Source organism: Streptomyces sp. L-9-10 (assembly GCF_004151105.1).
In the GTDB taxonomy this organism is placed as follows: Bacteria; Actinomycetota; Actinomycetes; order Streptomycetales; family Streptomycetaceae; genus Streptomyces.
Map to the genome: position 1 here is coordinate 83,530 of NZ_PHRF01000008.1, position 22,772 is coordinate 106,301.

A 22,772-nucleotide genomic window follows, 5' to 3' on the forward strand; every position below is an offset into this window, starting at 1 on the left:
GGCCCGTCGCTCAGACCTCGGTCAGCTCCACCTGGATCTCGACCTCGACCGGCGCGTCCAGCGGCAGCACCGCCACGCCGACCGCGCTGCGCGCGTGCACGCCCTTGTCGCCGAGGACCTGGCCGAGCAGCTCGCTCGCACCGTTGACCACACCCGGCTGGCCGGTGAAGTCCGCGGCCGAGGCGACGAAGCCCGTGACCTTCACCACGCGCGCGATGCGGTCCAGATCGCCGGTGACGGACTTCACGGCGGCCAGGGCGTTCAGCGCGCAGGTGGCCGCCAGTTCCTTGGCCTCTTCCGCGGTGACCTCGGCGCCGACCTTGCCGGTCACCGGAAGCTTGCCCTCCACCATCGGGAGCTGGCCCGAGGTGTAGACGTACGCACCGGACCGTACGGCCGGCTGATAGGCCGCCAGCGGCGGTACGACCTCGGGCAGCCTCAGTCCGAGCTCGGCGAGCCTGGCCTCAACGGCCCCGGCTCCGGCCGCCGCCCCAGCCCCGGGTCCGCTCATGCGGCTTTCTCCCGCTTCAGATAGGCCACCAGCTGCTCCGGGTTGTTCGGCCCGGGAACGACCTGGACGAGCTCCCAGCCGTCCTCGCCCCAGGTGTCCAGAATCTGCTTGGTCGCGTGCACGAGAAGAGGCACGGTCGCGTATTCCCACTTGGTCATGGAGGCGACTGTAGTCGTACCGCGTGGCGGCCTCGTGCGTAGCCTGCGGCCCGACTGGTTAGGCTCGAATACGTGAGCAGGCTCCAGGTCGTCAGCGGCAAGGGCGGTACCGGTAAGACGACGGTCGCCGCCGCCCTCGCGCTCGCCCTCGCCACCGAGGGGAAGCGCACGCTCCTCGTCGAGGTCGAGGGCAGGCAGGGCATCGCACAGCTCTTCGAGACAGAGGCCCTTCCGTACGAGGAACGGAAGATCGCCGTCGCCTCGGGCGGCGGCGAGGTGTTCGCGCTGGCCATCGACGCCGAGCGCGCGCTCCTCGACTACCTCCAGATGTTCTACAAGCTCGGCAGCGCGGGCCGGGCGCTCAAGAAGATCGGTGCGATCGACTTCGCGACGACGATCGCGCCGGGGGTCAGGGACGTACTGCTGACCGGCAAGGCGTGCGAGGCGGTGCGCAGGCGCGACAAGAGGGGACGTTTCGTCTACGACTACGTCGTGATGGACGCCCCGCCCACCGGCCGCATCACCCGCTTCCTCAATGTGAACGACGAGGTGGCCGGGCTGGCGAAGATCGGCCCGATACACAATCAGGCGCAGGCCGTGATGCGGGTCCTGAAGTCGCCCGAGACGGCCGTGCATCTGGTGACGCTGCTGGAGGAGATGCCGGTCCAGGAGACCGCGGACGGCATCGCCGAGTTGCGGAGCGCGGAGCTGCGGGTCGGCAAGGTGATCGTGAACATGGTCCGGCCGCATCTCCTGGACGAGGCCGCCGTACGCGCCGCGGCCGGTGATCGCCGCAAGGAGGTCGCGAAGGCGCTCGCGGCCGCCGGTGTGCCCGCGCCCACGAAGCTCGTCGGGCCACTGCTCGACCAGGCCGCGGAGCACGCGCAGCGCGTGGAGCTGGAGCGCGAGCAGCGGGCCGTCCTCACCAAACTGGGACTGCCCACGTACGAACTCCCCCTGGTCGGCGAGGGAATGGATCTCGCCGGTCTGTACCGGCTGGCGGGGGAGCTACGGCAACTCGGGGAGGTCTTCGCATGACCCTGGACTCTGCGGCTGCCCCACTCGACATCGATCCGCTGCTCGACGACCCGGCCACCCGCATCGTGGTGTGCTGCGGCTCGGGCGGCGTCGGCAAGACGACGACCGCGGCGGCTCTCGGCGTACGGGCGGCCGAGCGCGGCCGGAAGGTGGTCGTCCTGACCATCGATCCGGCGCGCCGGCTGGCCCAGTCGATGGGGATCGACTCGCTCGACAACACGCCCCGGCAGGTGAAGGGCGTCCAGGGCCCCGGCGAACTGCACGCCATGATGCTCGACATGAAGCGGACCTTCGACGAGATCGTCGAGGCGCACGCGGACCCCGACCGGGCCCGCGCCATTCTGGAGAACCCCTTCTACCAGTCCCTGTCGGCCGGCTTCGCGGGCACGCAGGAGTACATGGCGATGGAGAAGCTGGGTCAGCTGCGGTCCCGCGACGAATGGGACCTGATCATCGTCGACACGCCGCCGTCGCGCTCCGCGCTGGACTTCCTGGACGCGCCGAAGCGGCTCGGTTCCTTTCTCGACGGGAAGTTCATCAGGCTGCTGATGACCCCGGCCAAGATGGGCGGCCGGGCGGGGATGAAGTTCCTGAATGTCGGTATGTCGATGATGACGGGCACGCTGGGAAAGCTGCTCGGCGGCCAATTCCTGCGTGACGTACAGACCTTCATCACCGCGATGGACACGATGTTCGGCGGGTTCCGTACGCGCGCGGACGCGACGTACCGGCTGCTTCAGGCGCCGGGTACGGCGTTTCTGGTGGTCGCGGCGCCGGAGCGGGACGCCTTGCGGGAGGCGGCGTACTTCGTGGAGCGGCTGGCGGCCGAGGAGATGCCCCTGGCCGGGCTGGTGCTCAACCGTGTCCACGGCAGCGGCGCCGCGCGGCTGTCGGCGGAGCGGGCGCGGGCCGCGGCGGAAAATCTTGAAGACGGCGGCATTGTGGATCAGGCGGCCGGGAATGCTCAGAGTCGTGGCAGTGCAGCCTCGGAAGGCTCTTCTCCCGAAGCCTCCGAGACGCACGAGCCCCTCGAAGCCGCCGTACCTGTCGTAGCCGCTGAATCCGCCGTACCCGCATCCCCGCACGCGTCTGACGAATCCGATGTATCCGACGTATCCACCACGCCCGCCGCCCCGGCCGCACCCGAATCGGTCGCGTCTGTCACAAGTTCTGTCACAACTGTGGAACAGCTGACGGCGGGTTTGCTGCGCCTGCACGCCGAACGGATGCAGGTGCTCGCGCGTGAGGAGCGCACGCGCGACCGCTTCACCGCGCTGCACCCCGAGGTGGCGGTGGCGGAGGTCCCCGCCCTGCCCGGCGATGTTCACGACCTTGCCGGGCTCAGGGCCATCGCGGAGCGCCTCGCGGCGGGTGGCACGACGCGCTGACATGCCCGGCACGCTGTCGCCGCGAAGCTCGACACGCCAGGGCTCGACACGCCAGGCTCGACAGCTCGACACGCCAGGGTCGGCGCACCGCGCTCGACGCACGCACCGTGCTTGGCGCACTGTGTCCGGCGCATCGCGTACGACGTGACACGCCCGAAGCGCTGCCCGCCTCACCGCCGAGTCATGGCGCCCTCAGCAGGGGCGAGAGCGATCACGCCACCAATTACCCCACCGGTTTCCCACTGGCTTCGCTACCGGCTCCCCCACCGGTTACCCCACGGCCCGGTTACCCCACGGCCCGATTACCCCACGGCCGCGTACGTCTCGTACGTCTCGTCATCCTCCAAGCCCACAGGCAGGAGGCCCGCGCTGCGCTCGTACTCCGTGCGCGCGGTCTCAAGCAGCCGGCGCCACGAGGTGACGGTCGGCCGCCTGCGCAGCAGTGCGCGGCGCTCCCGCTCGGTCATCCCGCCCCACACGCCGAATTCGACGCGATTGTCCAGCGCGTCGGCCAGGCATTCGGTCCGCACCGGGCATCCGGTGCACACCGCCTTGGCCCTGTTCTGCGCCGCACCCTGCACGAACAGTTCATCTGGATCGGTAGTGCGGCAAGCTGCCTGCGCACTCCAGTCGGTTACCCAGCCCATGCTGGCGCCGTCCTCTCCCGAATCGAGGCTCCCCCACGGCGGCAGCGGCATATTCACCGTTGCCAGTTGAGGACGTTACGGAAGGCGGGCACAGCGCAACACCCCCTTCGGGCCCAATCTTGAATGGCCCGAACGGACTATGCGTACGCGGCAGATCACCCAGGGGAGTGACCCAAGGGCATAACCGGCACATCCGACAAAGTCGGATATTTCACTTGGGCCACAACGGGCATCTCATGCCAGGCGCAGAGGATTCGGGCGTCAATTTTGCGTGTTTCGGGTTCACGGAAAGTTCACGCCGGGTGCTTGATACGCAACCGCACTGCTGTGACAGTTGGGGACAGCTTAGGCCAGAGCCTTGACGCGTGTCCGGCGATTGAGAACGTAGGCTGCCCTCATGCCAAAGAAGCGCTCGGGCGGGGGTCTGACCGGGACCCAGCAGGCCGCCAAGTTCCTCGGTGTCAGCGTGCTCGCGGGAGCGGTGCTCGCGGGAATCGCCCTGCCGGCCTTCGGGGCGCTGGGACTCGCCGCCAAGGGGACGGTCGAGGGATTCGACGAGATCCCCGCCAACCTCAAGACGCCGCCGCTGAGTCAGCGGACCACGATCCTGGACTCCCAGGGCGGCCGTATCGCCACGGTCTACTCACGTGACCGCACCGTCGTCCCGCTCAAGGACATCTCCCCGTACATGCAGAAGGCGATCGTCGCGATCGAGGACTCGCGCTTCTACGAGCACGGGGCCATCGACCTGAAGGGCGTGCTGCGCGCGGTCAACCGCAACGCGCAGTCGGGCGGCGTCGCCCAGGGCGCCTCGACGCTGACCCAGCAGTACGTGAAGAACGTCTTCGTCGAGGAGGCCGGCGACGACCCGGACAAGGTTGCGCAGGCCACCCAGCAGACCCTGGGCCGCAAGATCCAGGAGCTGAAGTACGCGATCCAGGTCGAGGAGGAGCTGGGCAAGAAGAAGATCCTCGAGAACTATCTGAACATCACCTTCTTCGGGCAGCAGGCCTACGGCATCGAGGCGGCCGCCCAGCGCTACTTCTCCAAGCCGGCCAAGGACCTGAAGCTCGAAGAGGCCGCCATGCTGGCGGGCATCGTCCAGTCGCCGAGCCGGTACGACCCGGTCAACGACGAGGAGGAGGCCACCAAGCGGCGCAACATCGTGCTGCAGCGGATGGCCGACGTCCGCGACATCTCCCAGGCGGAGGCCGACCGCGCCAAGGCCGCCCCGATCACGCTCAAGGTGAGCCGTCCCGCGAACGGCTGCATCACGGCCGTCGCCGGGGCGGGCTTCTTCTGTGACTACGTGCGCGAGGTCTTCCTGACCGACCCGGTCTTCGGCAAGGACCGCAAGGAGCGGGCCAAGGTCTGGAACCAGGGCGGTCTGACGATCCGTACGACGCTCGACCCGAAGGCCCAGAGCTCGGTACAGGCGTCGATAAAGGATCACGTCAACCAGAGCGACAAGGTCGCCGCGGCGGTGACGCTGGTCGAGCCGGGCACCGGCAAGATCCTCGGCATGGGGCAGTCCAAGCCCTACGGCTTCGGGAAGAACGAGACCCAGATCAACTTCTCGGTCGACAAGGGGATGGGCGGCTCGAACTACGGCTTCCCGACCGGTTCGACCTTCAAGCCGTTCCTCGCGACGGCGGCCATCGAGCGCGGTGTCCCGCCGACACAGTCGTATCCGGCGCCGTACCAGATGCCGTACCCGGCGTCGATCCAGACGTGCAGCGGGAAGCCGTGGGTCAACACGGAGGGCGACACGGCCGAGAACGAGAACGAGTCGGAGGTCGGGCCGTACGGGCTGAAGGAGGCGATGGCCAAATCCGTCAACACGTACTTCGTGCAGATGATAGAGCAAATCGGTCTCTGCCCCGTGACGGAGACGATCGCCAAGCTGGGCGTGGTCCAGGGCGACGGCAAGAAGCTGCCGGAGTCGCCGTCGGCCCTCACCCTGGGCTCGCAGGGCATCTCGCCGCTGCGGATGGCGAACGCGTACGCGGCCTTCGCGAACCGCGGCACGTACTGCACGCCCATCGCCATCGACTCGATCAAGACGGCGACGGGCAAGAGCCTGAAGGTGCCGGAGTCGGGCTGTTCCCAGGCCATGTCGGAGAAGACCGCCGACACGATCAACACCCTGCTGAAGGGCGTGGTCGACTCCGGTACGGGTGAGGCGGCCGGACTGACGAGCCGCGACAACGCCGGTAAGACGGGTACGACGGACGCCCGTAAGAACGCGTGGTTCGTCGGATACACCCCGAACATGTCCGGCGCGGTCTGGGTCGGCAGCCCGTCCCAGCAGGTCGAGATGGAGGACATCACGATCGGGGGCGAGTACCACGACAAGGTCTTCGGTGGTCAGGTCCCGGGTCCGATCTGGAAGGACGCGGTGTCCGGCGCGCTGGACGGCAAGCCCGCCCCCGGCTTCGTGACGGTCGACATCCCGGACGCGCCGAAGGGCCGGGACACCGACAGGCCGGGCGGGAACAACCAGGGCCAGGGCAACGGCGGCCGGGGCGACAACAAGCCGGGCGGTGACGGTGACGGTGGTGATCCGTTCCCGGACCTGCCGGACCTGATCAGCGGCGGCCAGTCCCAGGGCAACGGGAACGGCGGCAATGGGAACGGCGGGAACGGCGACGGCGGCCAGAACGGCGGCGGCGGCGGAGACAACGGCGGCCAGGACGGCGGCAACGGCTTCCCGTAAACCGCGATGGCCGAATGCGGTAGCTGACCGCGGTAACTGAATGACGAAGGGGCGCTCCATCCGACGGCGGTAGGCCGGGACGGAGCGCCCCTTACTCGTGGCCCCTCATTACTCGTGGCCCCTCATTACTCGTGGCCCCTCGTTCGTCACTCGTCACTCGTCACTCGTCAAACTGAGAGCGGGTGCGGGTGCGGGTGCGAGCGTGAGGTTCAGCCGGCGAGGGAGCGCTTCACGAGGGCGGCAACCCGGCCTCCCTCGGCGCGGCCGGCCACCTTCGGGTTCACGATCTTCATCACGGCGCCCATGGCGCGCGGGCCCTCGGCTCCGGCGCCCTTGGCCTCCTCGACGGCCTGCGCGACGATCGCGGCCAGCTCCTCGTCGGTCAGCTGCTTCGGCAGATACGCGTCGAGAAGCACGCCCTCCGCCTTCTCACGCTCGGCCTGCTCCGGACGGCCGCCCTGGGCGAAGGCCTCCGCCGCCTCACGGCGCTTCTTCGCCTCCTTGGCGATCACTTTCTGCACCTCGTCGTCGGAGAGCTCGCGCGCGGACGTGCCCGAGACCTCCTCCTTGGTGATCGCGGAGAGGGTCAGCCGCAGCGTGGCGGAGCGGAGCTCGTCACGCGCCCTGATGGCCTCGGTGAGGTCTTCCTTCAGCTTGGACTTAAGGCTGGTCATGGGGCCAAGTGTGGCAGGTGCCGAGAGGTACCCGCCCGCGGATTTCGTGCCCGTACGGCGTCTGCGACGATGGGCGCATGCGCGCACGCTACGGGGTTCCCCTGAAAATCACCGCAGGCATCGCGGCAGTCGGCGCGGCCGGCCTCGCCTACGCCGCGGGCTTCGAGACACGCTCGTTCCGGTTGCGCCGGATCTCGGTGCCCGTGCTACCGCGCGGCATGCGTGACCTGCGGGTTCTCCAGGTCTCCGACATCCATATGGTGAGTGGACAGCGGAAGAAGCAACGCTGGCTCCAGTCGCTGGCCGGGCTGCGCCCCGATTTCGTGGTCAACACCGGCGACAACCTCTCGGACCCGGAGGGCGTACCGGAGGTACTGGACGCGCTGGGCCCGCTGATGGAGTTCCCGGGTGTCTATGTCTTCGGCTCGAACGACTACTACGGCCCGAAGCTCCGCAATCCGGCCCGCTACCTCTTCGAGAAGGCCCAGGGCCGCCACGGTCTGAACGGGAACGCCCCGGCCGTCCACGCGGTGCACAACCCGTGGGAGCCGATGCGCGACGCCTTCGACGCGGCGGGCTGGGTGGGCCTGACCAACACCAGGGGCCGGCTGAAGATCGACGGCCACGAGATCGCCTTCACGGGCGTCGACGACCCGCACATCAAGCGGGACAGGTACGAGCGGGTCGCGGGCGGCCCCGAGGCCGACGCCGACCTCTCGATCGGTGTGGTGCACGCCCCCTACCTGCGCTCCCTGGACTCCTTCACCGCCGACGGCTACCCCCTGATCCTGGCGGGCCACACGCACGGCGGCCAGCTCTGCATCCCCTTCTACGGAGCGCTGGTCACCAACTGCGACCTCGACACGGACCGCGTGAAGGGCCTCTCCACCCACCGCTCCGGCGGCCACACCGCCTACCTCCACGTCTCGGCGGGCTGCGGCACCAACCGCTACACCCCGGTCCGCTTCGCCTGCCCCCCGGAAGCGACACTCCTGACCCTGACCTCCCGCCCCTGACGTACCGGGCCCCGGCCCACTCCCGGCCCCTGTCGCCCCCCGAAACCGGATTTCGTCTCCGGCCAGCGGTGGGCTAAAGTAATCGATGTCGCCGCGACACGGGCGACATCGGGGTGTAGCGCAGCTTGGCAGCGCGCTTCGTTCGGGACGAAGAGGTCGTGGGTTCAAATCCCGCCACCCCGACAGCTGAAACACCAGGTCAGGGGCCTGATCCGCTTAGCGGGTCGGGCCCCTGAGTGGTTCCTGGGCATCCTCTGGGAGCCGTTTGGGAGCCAAGTACGGAAACGGGCTCCCCAAACGCCGACTCACGGGCGGCTCGCCACCAGGCGATGGAACGGCCGTGGCCCGTCGCCGTCACGCGTCACCGGTAGACGCGTGCTCAGGCTTCCTCCTCCCAGCACCAACACTCTTTACGCTTCAGCAGCGGATCATCCAACGCAGATGGAACGTCGTCGGCATCTCCCCAGCCCCAGGACACGAAGTGGTCTCGAAGGAAGTCCTCAGCATCGATCACGGCCATCCACCTGTGGACAAACACCTTCTCCGACTCGCGAAGTGTTCCGTCGCTGCCGTGACCGATCCAACCCCAAGCACCGTGATCCGGGAGGTAAGTGATCTCGGCGGTCCCGCCATGCCCTTCCACTGTGATCTTCTCTGGCTGCCCTGAGGAGTCACCAGCCGCGCCTGGCCACTTTTTACGCGCCGCCTGCTTTGAGATCCCCCAGGCGGATCCCAAATGTCCATAGGTAGCCCCCATGTCCCCACCCATCAGCGCGGCCTCAGCGGCAAGGACCTCAACAGCTCCGTGCACCTGCCGCAAGGCGTGCAGATATGCAAGCCGCCAGTCTGTGAACAGCTCCGCCGAAGCCGAGGGCACGTGTCCATTGGCCCAGCATTCCCGACCACGCGCTGAGACCTGTCCCGCAAGATCACGGGCGACCTTCCTCAGTTCGTCACGCATTCGTGCGATTTCGGCGGCATCAGGCGAACGCCACGGCTCCCGCATGGCATCCGCATCGAACCAGAACTCGTCACCATTCACTGAACGCATGAGGACAACCGTAGTTGTCGCAACGCGCCCAGTGCAGGACACGTGACACGGACTTCAAAACGTTGAGGTGCTCAGCTGCTCGCCCCAGTCGAGCAGAGCAGAGAAAGAAACTGCAGGTCACGCGCGTATGCCATGGGGCCGGGCAAGCGGCCGCAGCCGACAGCTAGACAGGAGATGGATCGAAACGACTTGCGGGGCTAAGTAGCACCTGTCCGAAGGTGGGCGCGCTCGCATCACCGAGCTATCCGCTTGCTTACGACCAGCTGCGTCGTAGGCCCGAAGAATCGGAAGAATCGTGACCAAGAAGCACCTGAGCTCCCACGTTGATCCTGGCACTCAAGACGCCTACCCGCCGGAACCGCCCTGCTCCACACCGGTCTTCGAACTCCGTTGCGGCCCGCTGCATGTAACCCTTGATCAGGTGCCCTACAAGTTGCTGCTGACCCTCGCTAGCACAGCGGCCATGTTCGTCGCCCTGGGGGATAACTGGGTTTACTGAAAGCAGGTCAGGGGCGTGGCCCAATTGCGGACCACGCCCCTGGCCGGCTTCGCGTCCCCCGGGCAGTCGAGAGCTCCGCTCGAAGAATCATCTCCCCTGGTGACGTGGTCGGAGGAGATCGTTGAGCACGCCGACGGGAGACTCGGGACATATCAACAAGCGCGCGGAAAGTGCCGCCTCCCACTGCTCGGTGAGGCCGAGCATGAGGCGTTTGCGCATGCAGGGGGTGACGTGGGCGTAGCGCGCTGAGAGGGAGCCGTCGATGTGGCCCATGCGGTCGTCCATGAGGACCTTCTCGGTACCGAGGTCCTCCATCACGGTCCGGTGGGTATGGCGCAGACCCTGAGGTGTGAGGCCCTTGGCTATCGGGAGCCAGCAGGCGTCGGCCCGGTCGCTGGCTCCGCGTCCTCGGGCCGGGACGCCGGGCCACGGCTCACCGAGAAGCGGTACGGGGCGGGCCTCCTGCGGTGCCTTCTTCGGGTACCAGCCGGAGACCGCCGGGGTGAACAGCCACGTTGCGAAGCTGTTTCGGCGCCAGTGGGCTACATGCTCCGACACCGCGCCGCCCCGCACGAACCCGAGGTCCGCGATGGCCTGCTCCACCTTCGCTCGCGTGGCTTCAGTGACGCGGTCGGGGCGGTTGAGGACGTTCGACACCGTCCCCGTGGAGACCTCGGCACGGCGCGCGACGTCGATGAGCTTCGCGCCCTGGTGGCCGCCGGTGCGGGCCGCGCCCTGGCCGCGGAAGACGTAGACCTTTCCGTGGCAGGGGCAGGGTGTCGGCTTCGTGCGCGCGATGTGGTTGGCGACCAGGGCCGACAGCCAGTCCGTGGAGTCAAGGGTGCGGTAGCTGTCGTCCTTGGGCGGGCAGCGGACCATCTCGCCCGTGTCGAGCTCGTACAGTTGCCACTCGACTCGGACGGAGCCGGGCGGGCGAAGTCGGTTTCCAGGCCGACGATTTCGCCCCAGCGCATGCCGGTGTAGCCCTTGAGGACCACGGCGACGAACTCCTCGTCACGGCCGGAGAGCAAGGCAGCGCGCTCCGCGGTCAGCAGGATGCCGAGCGGATCAGTGACCACCTTCTCCGGGCCACGGTCGCGGGAGCGGCCAGCGCGCTTGCCGCGTCCGCGCCGTCTGGCGGCCGGGTTGGAGGTGATCAGGCCCTCGTCGATCGCGTCCTCGAAGATCAGGTGGAGCGTCGAGCGCCAGGTCTTGACGCTGGAGGCCGCGTAGACGGCCTTCTCCTTCTTCTCCCACAGGTCGACGTCCGTGCGCAGGATGCCGGCGAGCGCCTTGTCCTCGAAGTCGGGGAGCAGGTGCTCCTCGATGTGGCGCTTGTAGTTCTGCATAGTCGAGGCGGCCAGGTCCTGGGCCTCGTACCAGCGGTTGGCGTACTCGCCGAAGGTCTCCTGGCCGAGTGCCGGGTCGCGCCAGTCGCCGCGCCGGTACTTGTTCTCGGCCTCGCTCGCGGCACGCTGGGCCTCGCCCTTGGTGGCGAAGCGGATCGCCTTGCCGTTCTCGTCCACGACCGTGAGGTGCTTGCCGGGCGCGGTCTTGTATCGGCCGCGCCAGTAGTTTCCGGGCTTCTCCGCCGCGACTCACCTGGACGCGACAGGACTGCGACTGATCTGCCTGTCCAACAACGCCGACATCGCAGCCGACCGCACCGCTGCCGTACTCCTGCGAGAATTGCGGGAACACCCGGACTTGGACCCGAGGGACCTCCTCCCCCGCGTGGCGGCCGTACGACGAGAGCCCAAGGCTGTCGTCCGCAGGCAGGACGCAGTGGGTGTCGAGAGCCCCCACATCGAACTCGGCACCTACACCTGCGACCAGATCCCCGGAAGCCTCCGGCTCACCCGCAGCGCAGGCACCCTCCATCTGTGGCGCCGAGGAACCAGGGACCAACTCACGCAAGCGGGACCGGCGACGTACACCGGCAACGGCTACACCCTCACCTTGAACGGCACTGCAGACCGCGCGGATCAATTCACCCTCGACCTTGACCGGGCCCCCGGTCTCGCATACGTCCGCCGCTAACCATCGACCACGAGGCCGCTCCCCCGCGGCGCACAGTCCCCACCCAGGGCCAGAGCACGATGCATCTGACCACCCTCGACCCGTGGGGAATCGAACTGGAGAGAGTTTCGGTGCTTGACCGAATGGTGATTCCTGGGATCGCTGAATTCGCGCGAGGAGGTCTGCCCACGCCCGCCCAGACCGATGACCAGAACCCATGGGTGGACGGGATCTGCTGGCTGTACTGCGGCTGACGCTGGACACGCGTCCTATGGATCGGGCCAGCAAGCGTCGCGGGCCTCCAGGCCCCGATGTTCGCGTGCAGCTCCTGCATCAGCGAACTACACGAGCGGGTGTGGCAGTCCGTGGTTCTCGGCGACGAACCGGACAGCCCCGATGCCCAAGCGAAGTCAGTCGCAAACGACGAGTACAGTCGACGACGCGGAGGCCGCCACCGAGGCCGCAGCAGATTCCTGCGCTCACGAACAGGTTGACGAAAACCCCACCACGAATTCACCACCGCCGAACGCAGTGCAAGCATCGTCCAGAACTCCGGGCCCACGGACTTCTCCACGTTCATCGCCGCCCGCAGGGTGCGCGTCGGCGTCATGCTCGGCTGGGCAGGGACGCCTCGGCGTACGTCGGCTGGACGGCCACAGGCCGGGCCCGCCCGCCCTGGCACCCTGGGTACCGCCCTCGGCGTCAGGTGTCCAGTACCGCGGCTTCTCCCGGGTAATGCCCAAGTCAGCGGCCACGTCCTTCATCGTCCGCCGCCCTGCTGACGTCCTCCACAAGGCCACCGCATCCGCTCGGAAATCCGGGGGTGCACTTCCGTCCTGCCATGTGAACCACTTTTCCGGGCAATATGGATCCGCCGTCAGAGTGTCCACATCTCAGAGGTCACCTGATGCCGAGAGGCAGCCCTGACCAGCACCGCTCCCGGACAAGGACCAGCGCGTCATCACCGGCACGAGATCAACCGGCCGTCTCCGTGAAAAAACGAGGCTGGGTGCGACTGCTGGCACCGCACGACGCCGCCGCCCTCACCGATGCCGAACCCGACCACGCAGAAGTTCCCCATCACCAACCACCACTACACTTGCCGCATAACAGCACCAACAAGTGTCCATTTTCGTGAGGGAAGACCCTTTCCCTCGATCTTCGTTGCTTTCAGGAAGACGCCCGTGCCAACATTCGGCGAATGACTAACAACGGTGACGGCGTATCAGGGAACCGCCGGACGTCGAAAATTGCAGAGCTCGCCAGCCTGCCGACAAGTGACAGGCTACCTACCTCGCAAGAGAAGCCCACAGCGGTTCTCAGTGCGGTAGCAATGGACGAAGTGGCTTTCGCACGCCGTCGGTTCGACCTGCTGCTCGAAGAGTTCCGGGAGACGGCCGTGCTGGTGCCGTTCGATATGCACGGCAGCCTGTGGACCGCCGATCAGAACGGTGTGCGGTGGATCTGTTCGTTCTCGGACGAGGAGGCGCTGGCCCGGTTCGCCCTGGCGCAGGGGGATGCCGAGCGGGAGTGGACGTACCGGACGGTTCTCGGTGCGCGGCTGCTGGATGTGATGGTGCCGATGCTGCCGGGGCCGGCGGGTGTGGCGCTGGATGCGGGGAGCGGAGAGGGCATGTTGTTCCCGCCGGTCAAGGGCATTGTGCCGGACTCGGTCGCGATTGATCTCGGGGGACGGAATGACCGGTGACAATTCTGATCTGCGGGCGTCGGCGTCGGCGCTGGCGGACATCGCGAAGGGCATCGACCTGGCGCATGCCGAGTTGAAGGAGCTCGGGATGATCGGCGAGGCGTCGGCGGGCCGGGGGTTCTCGGATCTGGCGCTGTCCGGGCTGGAGTTGGGGCACGGCGGGCTGACGTCGGAGTTCGAGACGTTCTGTGATCGCTGGGAGTGGGGGGTCCGGGCTCTGACGCTGCGCGGGAACGATTTCGCCCAGGGCGTGGGGTTGTCGGCCGGTGCGTTCGCCGAGCAGGAGCAGTACGTCAAGGACTCGATCAAGATCGGTGTGAACTCGCTGAACGGGAACCCGCACCTGAGCGAGGACGAGGTCAAAAAGGTCGGCTGGGACGAGATCCGTACGCAGAGCGCGTACGACAACCCCGACTGGAGTGCCGAGTCGTTCTCCGAGGCGCACGCGGAAGTCAAGCAGACGTGGAAGGACACCGCGTACGACGTGGAGGACGCGATGCTCGACTCGTTGGAGCGTTCGGGGGCGATGGACCCGACCATGCGTGACGCCTTGGACGAGCAGCTCAAGGAGACTCTCGATCCCTCCGCGGATGCGGTCGCGCAGGCCGAGGAGCCGCGGTGGGGGGAGAGCCGCTGATGGTGGACTGGGGAGGGCTCGCCGACGATGTCGTCGATGGCATCGGCAAGGGGATCGACAAGGGCAAGGAGGTTGTCGGCGAGGGTGTCGACTGGACCACGGACCGGGTCGGTGACGGTCTGGACAAGGTCGGCGCGCATGACTGGGCGGACGCCGTCGAGGACTGGGGCGACGAGACGGCGTCCTCTCTCGGCGCGCAGGTCGGTGAGCAGCAGCTCGGCCAGAGTGAGGAAGCCGACGAGCTGATCCATGGCAGGCCGGAGAAGATCGCCGCGACGGTGAAGAACCTGCGGGACTTCCAGAAGGCGTTCGATCTCGTCGGCGGCGGGATGAGGAAGCTCGACTCCAGCCGCTGGAAGGGCGAGGGCGCCGACGCCTTCCGGGAGAAGTTCCAGCCTCTGCCCACGGACTGGCTGCGCGCCGCCGACGCCTTCGAGGACGCTGCCAAGGCACTGGAGACGTACTCCAAGACGGTCACCAGCGCACAGGGCAAGGCACGCGAGGCGATCGCCCTGTACAAGGAGGGCAACGAGACCTCCAAGACGGCCACCGACGAGTACAACAACAAGGTCGACGCCTACAACGCGGCGCGCAACAACGACAACCCGCCCCCCAGACCCGCCCCTTTCACCGACCCCGGCAAAGCCAAACGCGAGCGGGCACACGAAATCCTCAAGGACGCCCGACACCACCGCAACGAAGCCGCCGAGTCCGCGAAAGGCGCGATCACCGCGGCGATGGCCCACGCCCCCAAGGAACCCACCGGCCGGGAGAGGGCGAAGCACGAGTTCATGGACTGGGGCGTGGGCCAAGGCGTCGAGCTGGCCCACTTCGGCGGCGGCGTCGTCAAGGGCACCGCGGGCCTCGTCAACTTCGTCCGCTCGGTGAACCCGCTCGACGCGTACAACCTGACCCACCCCGCCGAGTACTACAAGGGCGTCAACATGACGCTTGCCGGCCTCGCCACCACCGTCGCCAACCCGGACCGCGCACTGAAAAACGCCTGGGACGCGGCGAAGGGCGACCCGTCCGAATTCCTCGGCCGCCTCGTTCCCGAGATTCTCGGCACCAAGGGCACGGGAGTGCTCCGGGGGAGCATCAGGGCAGGACTGCGCGAGGGAACGGTTGTTGGCAGGCTTCCAGATGAATGGATGACGGGAGCACGGCGGCGCCCAAGAGACCTTCTGGATGATCCAGCTCAGACAAAGTGGGCCGAGGACGCGTACTCCAGCTTCCTGGAGGATTCTCGCGATGTGAGCAGCATCGCCGAACACTCTCGTCAAGTGCGGCGAGGCGATGGCTCCTCGGGATTCTCAGACGAAGAAATCGCGTCGGTCAAGAAGCACGTTTTCGACACTGAGCATCCGATCGTCGACCCCGAAACAGGTAAGGTCGTGGTGCGAAAGTTCGATGCAGACGCGGAGATCGCAGATGCATGGATCCGCCTCAGATCCGGCAACGCACTCCCCGAAGACCATCTTCTCCTTGAACACGAGATAGCCGAGCTCGGATATCTCCGCGACAATCCTGGTGCCACATATCAGGAGGCCCACCGCTTCGCAAACACAGACTATAATTGGGAAAAAAACATTCCGCTGTTCAAGAGGGAAGATTTGGAAGGAGATTGGTGATGGCTTCGCTGGTATATTTTCGCAAGGTTTCCGAATCGAATGATTCCGTCGAATACATCTTTGGCTTCGACACGAACGAGCCGCCTCGGCGGCTCCTGATGGACACGAAAAGTCGCAGGTCTCAACCCGTCGACGGCGAAATCGACTACGCGTTCCTCAAGGCATCACGCAAAATTAATGCGCTCTATGAGGAGGCATCACAGTGGCCCGACCACGGAATGAGCGTCAGCTGACAACAACGCCAACCCGGACCGCCCCCTGGACGTCGCCCTACGGGCTACCGTGCCCCGTGAAGGTTCGCGCGCGGAAACTTACCGCTCGTCTACGCCATCAAACCTCCTGCTTCAGGGCGCCATCGTTCCTTGATACGCCCGCACGCACCCGCAAAACGCTGATTCTGACAGCGGCCACGCGAGTCGTGGTCTCAGTTATGGTCTCATTCACAAACGTTCAACACCGTCCACTACCGTCCTGATCGCCAGCTCCACCGCAGGTCGGGATACCCCCGGATGCCTCCAAAGCCCTGGCGAACCTTTGGAAAGCATGCTGGGGCAACCCCTCAAGATTTCGAATCTCCTATTTTCCGCCAGTGCCTCACCGGACACAATGTCGATGGCGCCTGGGCGCAGTGCCTCGGCAATGGCCCGGCCAGTCTCACGAGCCGTAAGGTACGGACGCACGTCGTGCGCTTTGCACCGTTATGGACCCGGACATCGCGGACACGATCCCCAACGATGGGGCCAGCTCTTTTGGCAGCGCGACGACGTCACCCGCGTCAGCGATGTTGGTCCAGCGCTTCACTGGAGTCGGCCAGCATGCGTGACCGTGGACCGGTCAGGGCATGAGGCGTTCGAAGACGAGGTTGCGTACGGCCAAGGGGGAGCCCAGCGTCACCAGCGTCAGATCCGGGCAATCAGGGAGGGCGTGCAACGTCTCGTACGCGGCGACCGTCCCAAGTGCATGGGCGACGATCACCTCGGTCTCACGCGTAATGCGCCGAGCGATCCTGTCCTGGATGCCGGAACGTACGTCGGGCTCGGTGAAGTAGCGGCGTACCTGCCGGGCGCTGGAAATCATCGTGCATTCGCTGAGACCGGCAAAGAAGGACGAATGGCTGAGTGCGTCCAGGGCTCGCTGAACAAGGTGGGGGGTACGCATCCGGGCCGGGGCGGCCGGGCTGCGTACCCCCGACTCGCGTCTCCTGTTTTGACGCGGATTCCCACCTGTCCTGAACATCGGAAGCATCCAGCTCGGGGGGCCGAGTCCGCCGTAACCGGCAGTACGGAAGAGGTCGCCGTAGAAGGCCATGGAGACCTCATCGCGCGCCACATGCGTGTCGGTCGCCAGGGCCAGGCCGTCACTCCGGGCTGCCCTGCATGGTCGTTTTGCCGAGCGCGACGGTCAGGGCGGCGTCGCCGACGAAGCCCGCGAATGTACGCCGACCAGGTCCTTGACCGCGCCTACCGGTTCCTTGACCAGGTCACCGTAGAAGGCCCTTGATGGTTCCCGACGTCTCCACCGGCTCCCACACCCGCGGTCTGCTCGCCTACCTCTATGAGCCTGGCCGCCGCGACGAGCACACCGACCCGCACATCGTCGCCGCCTGGGACATGGCCGGCGCCCCCGACCCCGGCCGCGACGATGCGGCCACCCACACCCAGCTCGCCACACGTCTCGACATCCACGTACGACTCCGCACCCGCGAACTCGACGCGACGGCAGGAAGCCGCCCAAACACGTCTGGCACTGCCCGTACGCACCGCGCCCGGCGACCGCTACCTCACCGACGACGACTGGGCGGAAGTCGCCCGCCGTATCGTCCACGCGACCGGGCTCACCCCGGGAGGCGACGACCAAGCATGCCGCTGGATCGCCGTCCAGCACGCGGACGACCACATCCACATCCTCGCGTCCAACCGGGCCAGGTGCTCCGCGATCCGCGCCGACCAGGAGGAGGCTGCCGCCCTGCGCTCGGCGGCCCGAGAACTTCTCAGCGGCAATACCAGCACCGACGGAGCCGTGGTAGTCGACCTGACCGTCGCCGCGATCTACTCGCGCTGGCACGAGAAACGAGGCCACGAGCAGCAAGCCGCAGCCGCCGAGCAGACGCCGGTGCACCTCCGCGTCGCCTACGCCGCCACGGCCCAGCCGGTGCTCACCGACCTCGCCCGGCGGGCCCCGCGCCAGCAGAACACCGACGGGTACGCAGCCGCTGTACGACAGGCCCTCGCCGAACACGCCGAGCGCCTCCTCACCGCCCCGGCCTGGCCCGACCCGCCCTCACGACCGTCCTCGCTCAAGAAGAAACCGCTGGCCACCGCCCCGGCCAGATCCTCGCGACAGCGGCGGCCGAGCGTGAACTGGGTACCGCCGACTCGGCAGCCGAAGTCATCACCTGGCATATCGCCAACCAGCCGGACAAGCGATCAAGCGCCGCTCTAGCCCGGAGCGGAAACGTCAGCCGAACCACCACACCCACAGCAGCCACCGCGCCCCGCGTGGACGGAGTGAACCCTCGCCATCGTCGACAGCACCACAAGCCGGCGGGCCCACACCGAGGAACGCGGGCTCACCGGGGAGTCCGGGCCGAGGCGGCTTCGGCCGGATCACGCGAGTACCGGCCGGAAGTCATCGACAGGGCAGGCGACTTCTCGTCCAAGTGACATTCTGGGAGCTGCACAGAGGCGAAAGGGAGTTGGCTCATGCGGTGGACGGTTCATGGCGAGCGTCAGATTTACAGCAACCCGTGGGTCAATCTCTGGCTCGTGGATGTCCAGCAGCCGGACGGTCGGCGGTGGGAGCATCATGTGGTCCGGATGCGGCATCTCGCCGTGGCCGCCGTGGTGGACGAGCAGAAGCGGGTGCTGATGATGTGGCGCCACCGGTTCATCACGGACACATGGGGCTGGGAACTGCCGATGGGCCTGATCGAGGCCGACGAGACCCCGGAGCCGGCGGCGGCCCGTGAGGTGGGGGAGGAGACCGGCTGGTGGGTGGAGGGTCTGAAGCCTCTCGTCTACGCGCAGTCGGCGAACGGTATCACCGACTCGGAACATCACGTCTTCTGCGCTGAGGCTGCCACCTACGCGGGCCCGCCGACCGAACTGAACGAGTCGGACCGCATCGAGTGGATCCCGATGTCCGAGATCAGGGGCATGATCGACCGTCGCGAGGTGGTCAGCAGCGGAAGCCTGGTCGGGCTGCTGTACCTCCTGCTGGACGATGCCACCAGCGCCACCAGCTAGGACTTGTCCGACCAAGCCTGTGACGTCTGGCTCTGCTTGGTCACGCGCTCGGGGCAGTGGTCGCGCTGGCGGTCAGTCGAAGATGGTTAATGTCTCCAGAGTGCACCACTTCAACCTCGGTAGCAGAGTCGTCTTCGAAGCGCAGAGTGAAGTACGGACTGGCCTCGATGAGCAGTTGTACGTCTTCACGCGCATCGCGGTCGAGGGGCGGTGAGGCGGCGGCGTCCCACGTGCCGCTGCCGACCGTGGGGACGATCCTGACAGAGATGCGCGCCAGGCAGGTTGAACGGTTGGCCCACCACTCCAAACGCGCTGTGCCCTCGTAACGGTCCATTCTGCGAGGGTACGCAGAGTGGCTGTCTCTCCGGCCGAGCGTCTCGTTGGGCAGGGCATCACGAGTGGGCTGACGACAGACGCTGCAGTCCCGTGCGCTTCACCACGTGCGTGGGGCGGCCACTTCAGGCCAGGAGAATCGGTACTCCGCTGGTGACGCAGACAGACGCAGCGGTGGTGCGGCAGGAGCCGGGTCACCTTGCCGCCGGAGTGCCGGGCGTCGCAGCGCTGGCAGCCGGTCTGCGGACCTCAGTGAGATCCCCGCCATCGTCCACGCTCAGCGCCGTCACCTGCGGCTACTGAACCGCCACTTACGACGCGACTGACCGCCTTCAGTTTCTGCGGGCACATCTGGGACACCGTCCGCCCGCCCGAGGACCCCCGGCACGTCCGGCACACCTGGGACGCACGGGCCCGCGTCCTCATACCGGACGTCGACAAGTCCACCGCCTTTCGGGCCTACAGCACCTCGAAGCTGTTCGCCACGGTCTATCCCGAAGCCGTCGACCTGGCCGTTCTCATCGCCTCGCCCCACTGGCGCCGACGCGCGAGCAGAGACCTCCTCGACCAGCTCCGCTTCCTCGACGAGATCAGTCGCCGCGTCAGCTACCCCTACACCGACAAGCCCGAGTTCGGCGACGCCATAGCGCACTGGGCCACCGTCGACTCCTGGCGACCGCCCTCCGCGCCCACCAACACCTACTCTCCGGCCCGGATGCAGGGCGTCCTCTCGCCACTCCACCGGGGCCGGACCAAGCGGCACGAGAACAGCGCGCTCTGGTTCAGCCGGAACCGCAAGGCAGGCTCCGCCCTGCTCCGGCACAACCATATCCGCCCCGTCATCGATCACGCCTGGGCCCAGGACTACGAACGGGATCGAGGAGCCATCTGGCACAGCAAGCGAACCGACCAGCAACTCCTCAACCAGACAGCCCGCGAGCGAGTGGAACGGAAAGCAGCCCGCTGACCACCTGGCCTTGAAGTGCCGAGACAGCAGTCCGCCGGGGCCCATTCGCCGATCCCGAACACGGCGTGACTTTCGCTTACGCGATGAACCGCGTGATCGGAGGCGGCAACGATGTGCGTGCGGCCTCGTTGACAGACGCCCTGCGAAGGTCGCTGGCGTGACTCGCTGTATGGCTATCCGCTCCGCCCGACCGTGGGGTCCGTCCTCATTCCTCGGCCAAGAAAGCCACCGGCGGCATGAGCTCTTCTCGCTGAACCAGGCGGAGATCAGTTGACCGCCGCCCGCCAGCGACGCGGCGGTCAGGAGGTCTTCCTCGGATGCTTCGAGGCTTCGGCCTCCTGCCGCCGGGTGGCCACTGCCTCAATGACAGTGGCGGCACACGCCTCTGGTTCGAGGTGCTCCCAGAAGCGGAGCACCAGCCAACCTGCCTCCGCGAGGCGGTTGTCCGTGTCCCGGTCTCGCTGGATGTTCCGGCCAATCTTGTCCTCCCAGTACGGCCGGTTCGTCTTGGGCCTCACGAAGTGCTCCGGGCAGCCGTGCCAGAAACAGCCATCGATGAAGACGGCCACCTTCACAGGGCGGAAGACCATGTCGGCCGTGCGGCGCATCTTCGGGAGCGGCTTTGCAGCCACCCGGTAGCGCAGTCCGGCAGAGTGGACAAGCGAGCGGAGGAGCAGCTCGGGTGCGGTATCGCGATACCGGTTGCCGAGCATGCTCCGCCGGTTCGCGGCCGACGACGCCCACGCCCCTTCCGGCGGTGTCCACTGCTCCGCCGGTGCTTCTAGTTGTCCTTGCTCGCTCATATCTCCGACAGCTTAGAGACGGCTTCCTCCGGGGCATCCGGCTTGGCGAGGACCCATTCCTGTCCGTCCAGCTCTATTCTCGGTGCTTCCCCTTGGTGGGACGGGCGGCCGCAAGCCTCGCACTCACCGACTCGCCTGAGCTCGGTACGGGCAACCAGCGCGCTTCAGCGATCCGGCAATGAAGTAGTCCATGCTGTTGCCATCGGCGAAGCCTGATTCCCGCTGGGAGCCATCTGGGAGCCGATCTGCTCCCCAAACCCCCTCCACACCACCCGAGACCGACCGGGACCACCTACCTGAACTGTGCAAACACAATGCAGGCAGGAAAGATCATTAACCGACCCTCATTCGGGACGAAGAGGTCGTGGGTTCAAATCCCGCCACCCCGACAGCTGAAACACCAGGTCAGGGGCCTGATCCGCAGAGCGGGTCGGGCCCCTGCATCGTTTGTGAGGTCGTCTTGGGGGCCGCTGGGGAGCCGGCGGCGGGAAGCGGCTCCGTCGACCGAAGCGGCGCCCCCGATAGGCGCATCACATACAGCAGGGTGTTGCGGGACGTCGGCCACATACGCCAGCCGAGTGACGAGTCGCTTCCCGTACTCAAGGGCAGGAAGCGACCTTCAAAGCCCAGCAGATGGCTCTTTCGGATGCCAGTCCGCCTCAGACCACTCGTACTCCACGAACTCGTCGGGAACCTGCCCACAGGGGGCGTAGACGCTGATGAACAGAGTCGTGGTCGAGTCGTTCCACCGCACGTCGACCTGGTCGCCGCCCGCCGGATTTTCGAATCGGAAGCCCAGTTCGCGGAACGTCGCGCCTGCACGGTCGCCTTCGTGAGTGAGCTTCCACCCCTTCCGCACCAGCCGCTGGCGCACGCTCCGCTGCGCGTCTCGGGCGGTGGCTTCGGGGACGCCGGGCAGGCTCCAATCGAGACCGAAGCTGCGGACGTCGCTTCGCGCCTCGTCAATGTGGGCGAGGCCCCTCAGTCCGCGGTAGTAACAGGCGCCGGTAGAGACCCTGCCCGAGCCCGCGGCGTACTTCTCGGGCAGCGCGAAGTCGTCGTACACCTCGTCGGACCGGGACTTGAGCCGTTGCGCGACCGTGTCGGGGTCGGCCGAAGGATACGGCGCGCCGTTCCACACAGCGTTCCCCGCCACCACGGCACCGACCAGCAGCGCCACCATCACGAGCCCTGTGATGGCATACAGGACGGACCGCCCGGAGGTCCGGGCTCTACGCACAGGGCTCTGGAGCATGCATGTGACGGTAGGCGCCGGCATCGCGCGGCGCATGAGTAGCCGTACCCAGGAGAGTTCTGGGGCACCCACGAAGTCGGATGCCGAAGCGACGAACGTGGAGAGCCACTGGCAGAGGGCTTCTACGCATTCGATGTCGCACACCGCGCGGTCACGCAGCGCCGGGTCACACGGCAGGCAGTCCGACAAACCCAAACTGCTGCTGAGCCACACGGCTTGGACAATCAATCCAGTCCACGCTGGTCAGGGAATCGGTCCGATTGTCTTCCGTGTCAAAGGACGCGAGCTCATGCGGTGGCGCTCCGCTGTCGGTCCGGGCGGCAAGCGCGGAGATCTTGCGGACGCCACCGCTGGCGCGGCCGAAGAAACCCCGTGCGTGCTTGCGGCAGTGACTCAACTACCCTCGTGCACAGGCAACTTCGGCGGCGTGCAATTGGGGGGGTGCACTCGTGCACTCCTACCTGAGCTAGAGCTCA

The 22,772-nt window shown here is 67.0% G+C and carries 20 protein-coding genes, 1 tRNA gene and 2 pseudogenes; 13 read left to right on the plus strand and 10 right to left on the minus strand.

The features are described 5' to 3' along the window. Window positions 1–10 precede the first annotated feature (10 nt). Window positions 11–511 (minus strand): RidA family protein, encoded by a 501-nt coding sequence (locus CU044_RS02295; protein ID WP_129766736.1) that lies wholly within the window; start codon window positions 509–511, stop codon window positions 11–13. Further along, entirely contained in the window at window positions 508–669 is a 162-nt protein-coding gene (locus CU044_RS02300; RefSeq protein ID WP_014178397.1) for a DUF4177 domain-containing protein, read from the minus strand. The genes CU044_RS02295 and CU044_RS02300 overlap by 4 nt, the downstream gene beginning before the upstream one ends. A gap of 72 nt (window positions 670–741) precedes the next feature. On the opposite strand from CU044_RS02300, the gene CU044_RS02305 reads away from it, so the two are divergent. Together CU044_RS02305 and CU044_RS02310 are read left to right on the plus strand one after the other, a co-directional pair. Further along, window positions 742–1,707 (plus strand): ArsA-related P-loop ATPase, encoded by a 966-nt coding sequence (locus tag CU044_RS02305; RefSeq protein ID WP_129766737.1) that lies wholly within the window; start codon window positions 742–744, stop codon window positions 1,705–1,707. After that, window positions 1,704–3,095: an ArsA family ATPase gene (locus tag CU044_RS02310; protein ID WP_129766738.1), complete on the plus strand. Its 1,392-nt coding sequence runs from the start codon at window positions 1,704–1,706 to the stop codon at window positions 3,093–3,095. The genes CU044_RS02305 and CU044_RS02310 overlap by 4 nt, the downstream gene beginning before the upstream one ends. 302 nt (window positions 3,096–3,397) lie before the next feature. Here the strand turns inward: CU044_RS02310 and CU044_RS02315 are convergent, their stop codons facing one another. Further along, window positions 3,398–3,742, minus strand: a complete 345-nt coding sequence (locus CU044_RS02315) for a WhiB family transcriptional regulator (protein ID WP_030353248.1) — start codon at window positions 3,740–3,742, stop codon at window positions 3,398–3,400. Window positions 3,743–4,139: 397 nt separating this feature from the next. Between CU044_RS02315 and CU044_RS02325 the strand changes: the two genes are divergently transcribed. Beyond that, a complete protein-coding gene (locus CU044_RS02325) occupies window positions 4,140–6,458 on the plus strand; it encodes a transglycosylase domain-containing protein (protein ID WP_129766739.1) in 2,319 nt (772 codons plus the stop codon). A gap of 209 nt (window positions 6,459–6,667) precedes the next feature. Here CU044_RS02325 and CU044_RS02330 read toward each other — a convergent pair whose 3' ends face one another. Further along, window positions 6,668–7,132, minus strand: coding sequence for a GatB/YqeY domain-containing protein (locus CU044_RS02330; RefSeq protein ID WP_129766740.1), 465 nt, complete (start codon window positions 7,130–7,132; stop codon window positions 6,668–6,670). 77 nt (window positions 7,133–7,209) lie between these two features. On the opposite strand from CU044_RS02330, the gene CU044_RS02335 reads away from it, so the two are divergent. Continuing rightward, window positions 7,210–8,148: a metallophosphoesterase gene (locus CU044_RS02335; protein WP_129766741.1), complete on the plus strand. Its 939-nt coding sequence runs from the start codon at window positions 7,210–7,212 to the stop codon at window positions 8,146–8,148. 109 nt (window positions 8,149–8,257) lie between these two features. Next, window positions 8,258–8,331: transfer RNA gene (locus tag CU044_RS02340), tRNA-Pro, on the plus strand. Window positions 8,332–8,527: 196 nt separating this feature from the next. Here CU044_RS02340 and CU044_RS02345 read toward each other — a convergent pair. After that, a complete protein-coding gene (locus CU044_RS02345) occupies window positions 8,528–9,199 on the minus strand; it encodes a hypothetical protein (RefSeq protein WP_129766742.1) in 672 nt (223 codons plus the stop codon). Window positions 9,200–9,785: 586 nt separating this feature from the next. Then, a pseudogene (locus CU044_RS02350) lies at window positions 9,786–11,290 on the minus strand (LacI family DNA-binding transcriptional regulator); the annotation flags it as partial. A gap of 115 nt (window positions 11,291–11,405) precedes the next feature. On the opposite strand from CU044_RS02350, the gene CU044_RS02355 reads away from it, so the two are divergent. The 5 genes from CU044_RS02355 (at window position 11,406) to CU044_RS02380 (ending at window position 15,926) form a co-directional block, all read left to right on the plus strand. Continuing rightward, window positions 11,406–11,738, plus strand: a complete 333-nt coding sequence (locus CU044_RS02355) for a hypothetical protein (protein ID WP_129766743.1) — start codon at window positions 11,406–11,408, stop codon at window positions 11,736–11,738. Between the two features lie 1,180 nt (window positions 11,739–12,918). Further along, complete coding sequence (locus CU044_RS02365; protein WP_193563850.1) at window positions 12,919–13,425, plus strand: SseB family protein; 507 nt, start codon at window positions 12,919–12,921, stop codon at window positions 13,423–13,425. After that, complete coding sequence (locus CU044_RS02370) at window positions 13,415–14,062, plus strand: hypothetical protein (RefSeq protein ID WP_129766744.1); 648 nt, start codon at window positions 13,415–13,417, stop codon at window positions 14,060–14,062. The genes CU044_RS02365 and CU044_RS02370 overlap by 11 nt, the downstream gene beginning before the upstream one ends. Beyond that, window positions 14,062–15,693, plus strand: coding sequence for a putative T7SS-secreted protein (locus tag CU044_RS02375; RefSeq protein ID WP_345790111.1), 1,632 nt, complete (start codon window positions 14,062–14,064; stop codon window positions 15,691–15,693). Before CU044_RS02370 ends, CU044_RS02375 begins: the two co-directional genes overlap by 1 nt. Further along, on the plus strand, window positions 15,693–15,926 hold the full coding sequence (locus CU044_RS02380) for a hypothetical protein (protein WP_129766745.1): 234 nt from the start codon (window positions 15,693–15,695) through the stop codon (window positions 15,924–15,926). Before CU044_RS02375 ends, CU044_RS02380 begins: the two co-directional genes overlap by 1 nt. 601 nt (window positions 15,927–16,527) lie before the next feature. On the opposite strand, the gene CU044_RS02385 is transcribed toward CU044_RS02380, so the two are convergent. Beyond that, window positions 16,528–16,770 (minus strand): hypothetical protein, encoded by a 243-nt coding sequence (locus CU044_RS02385; protein ID WP_129766746.1) that lies wholly within the window; start codon window positions 16,768–16,770, stop codon window positions 16,528–16,530. A gap of 422 nt (window positions 16,771–17,192) precedes the next feature. Here CU044_RS02385 and CU044_RS02390 point away from each other — a divergent pair. Both CU044_RS02390 and CU044_RS02395 read left to right on the plus strand, forming a co-directional pair. After that, window positions 17,193–18,143: pseudogene (locus CU044_RS02390) on the plus strand (mobilization protein); the annotation flags it as partial. Between the two features lie 252 nt (window positions 18,144–18,395). Continuing rightward, window positions 18,396–18,938, plus strand: coding sequence for an NUDIX hydrolase (locus CU044_RS02395; RefSeq protein WP_129766747.1), 543 nt, complete (start codon window positions 18,396–18,398; stop codon window positions 18,936–18,938). Between the two features lie 40 nt (window positions 18,939–18,978). Here the strand turns inward: CU044_RS02395 and CU044_RS02400 are convergent, their stop codons facing one another. Beyond that, the gene (locus CU044_RS02400) at window positions 18,979–19,272 is read right to left on the minus strand and encodes a hypothetical protein (RefSeq protein ID WP_129766748.1); all 294 of its coding nucleotides are present in this window, start codon (window positions 19,270–19,272) and stop codon (window positions 18,979–18,981) included. A gap of 714 nt (window positions 19,273–19,986) precedes the next feature. Between CU044_RS02400 and CU044_RS02405 the strand changes: the two genes are divergently transcribed. Next, a complete protein-coding gene (locus CU044_RS02405; RefSeq protein WP_129766749.1) occupies window positions 19,987–20,238 on the plus strand; it encodes a hypothetical protein in 252 nt (83 codons plus the stop codon). A gap of 299 nt (window positions 20,239–20,537) precedes the next feature. Here the strand turns inward: CU044_RS02405 and CU044_RS02415 are convergent, their stop codons facing one another. Further along, window positions 20,538–21,041, minus strand: coding sequence for a very short patch repair endonuclease (locus CU044_RS02415; RefSeq protein ID WP_129766750.1), 504 nt, complete (start codon window positions 21,039–21,041; stop codon window positions 20,538–20,540). 619 nt (window positions 21,042–21,660) lie between these two features. Beyond that, entirely contained in the window at window positions 21,661–22,227 is a 567-nt protein-coding gene (locus CU044_RS02425) for a hypothetical protein (RefSeq protein ID WP_165371758.1), read from the minus strand. Between the last annotated feature and the right edge of the window lie 545 nt (window positions 22,228–22,772).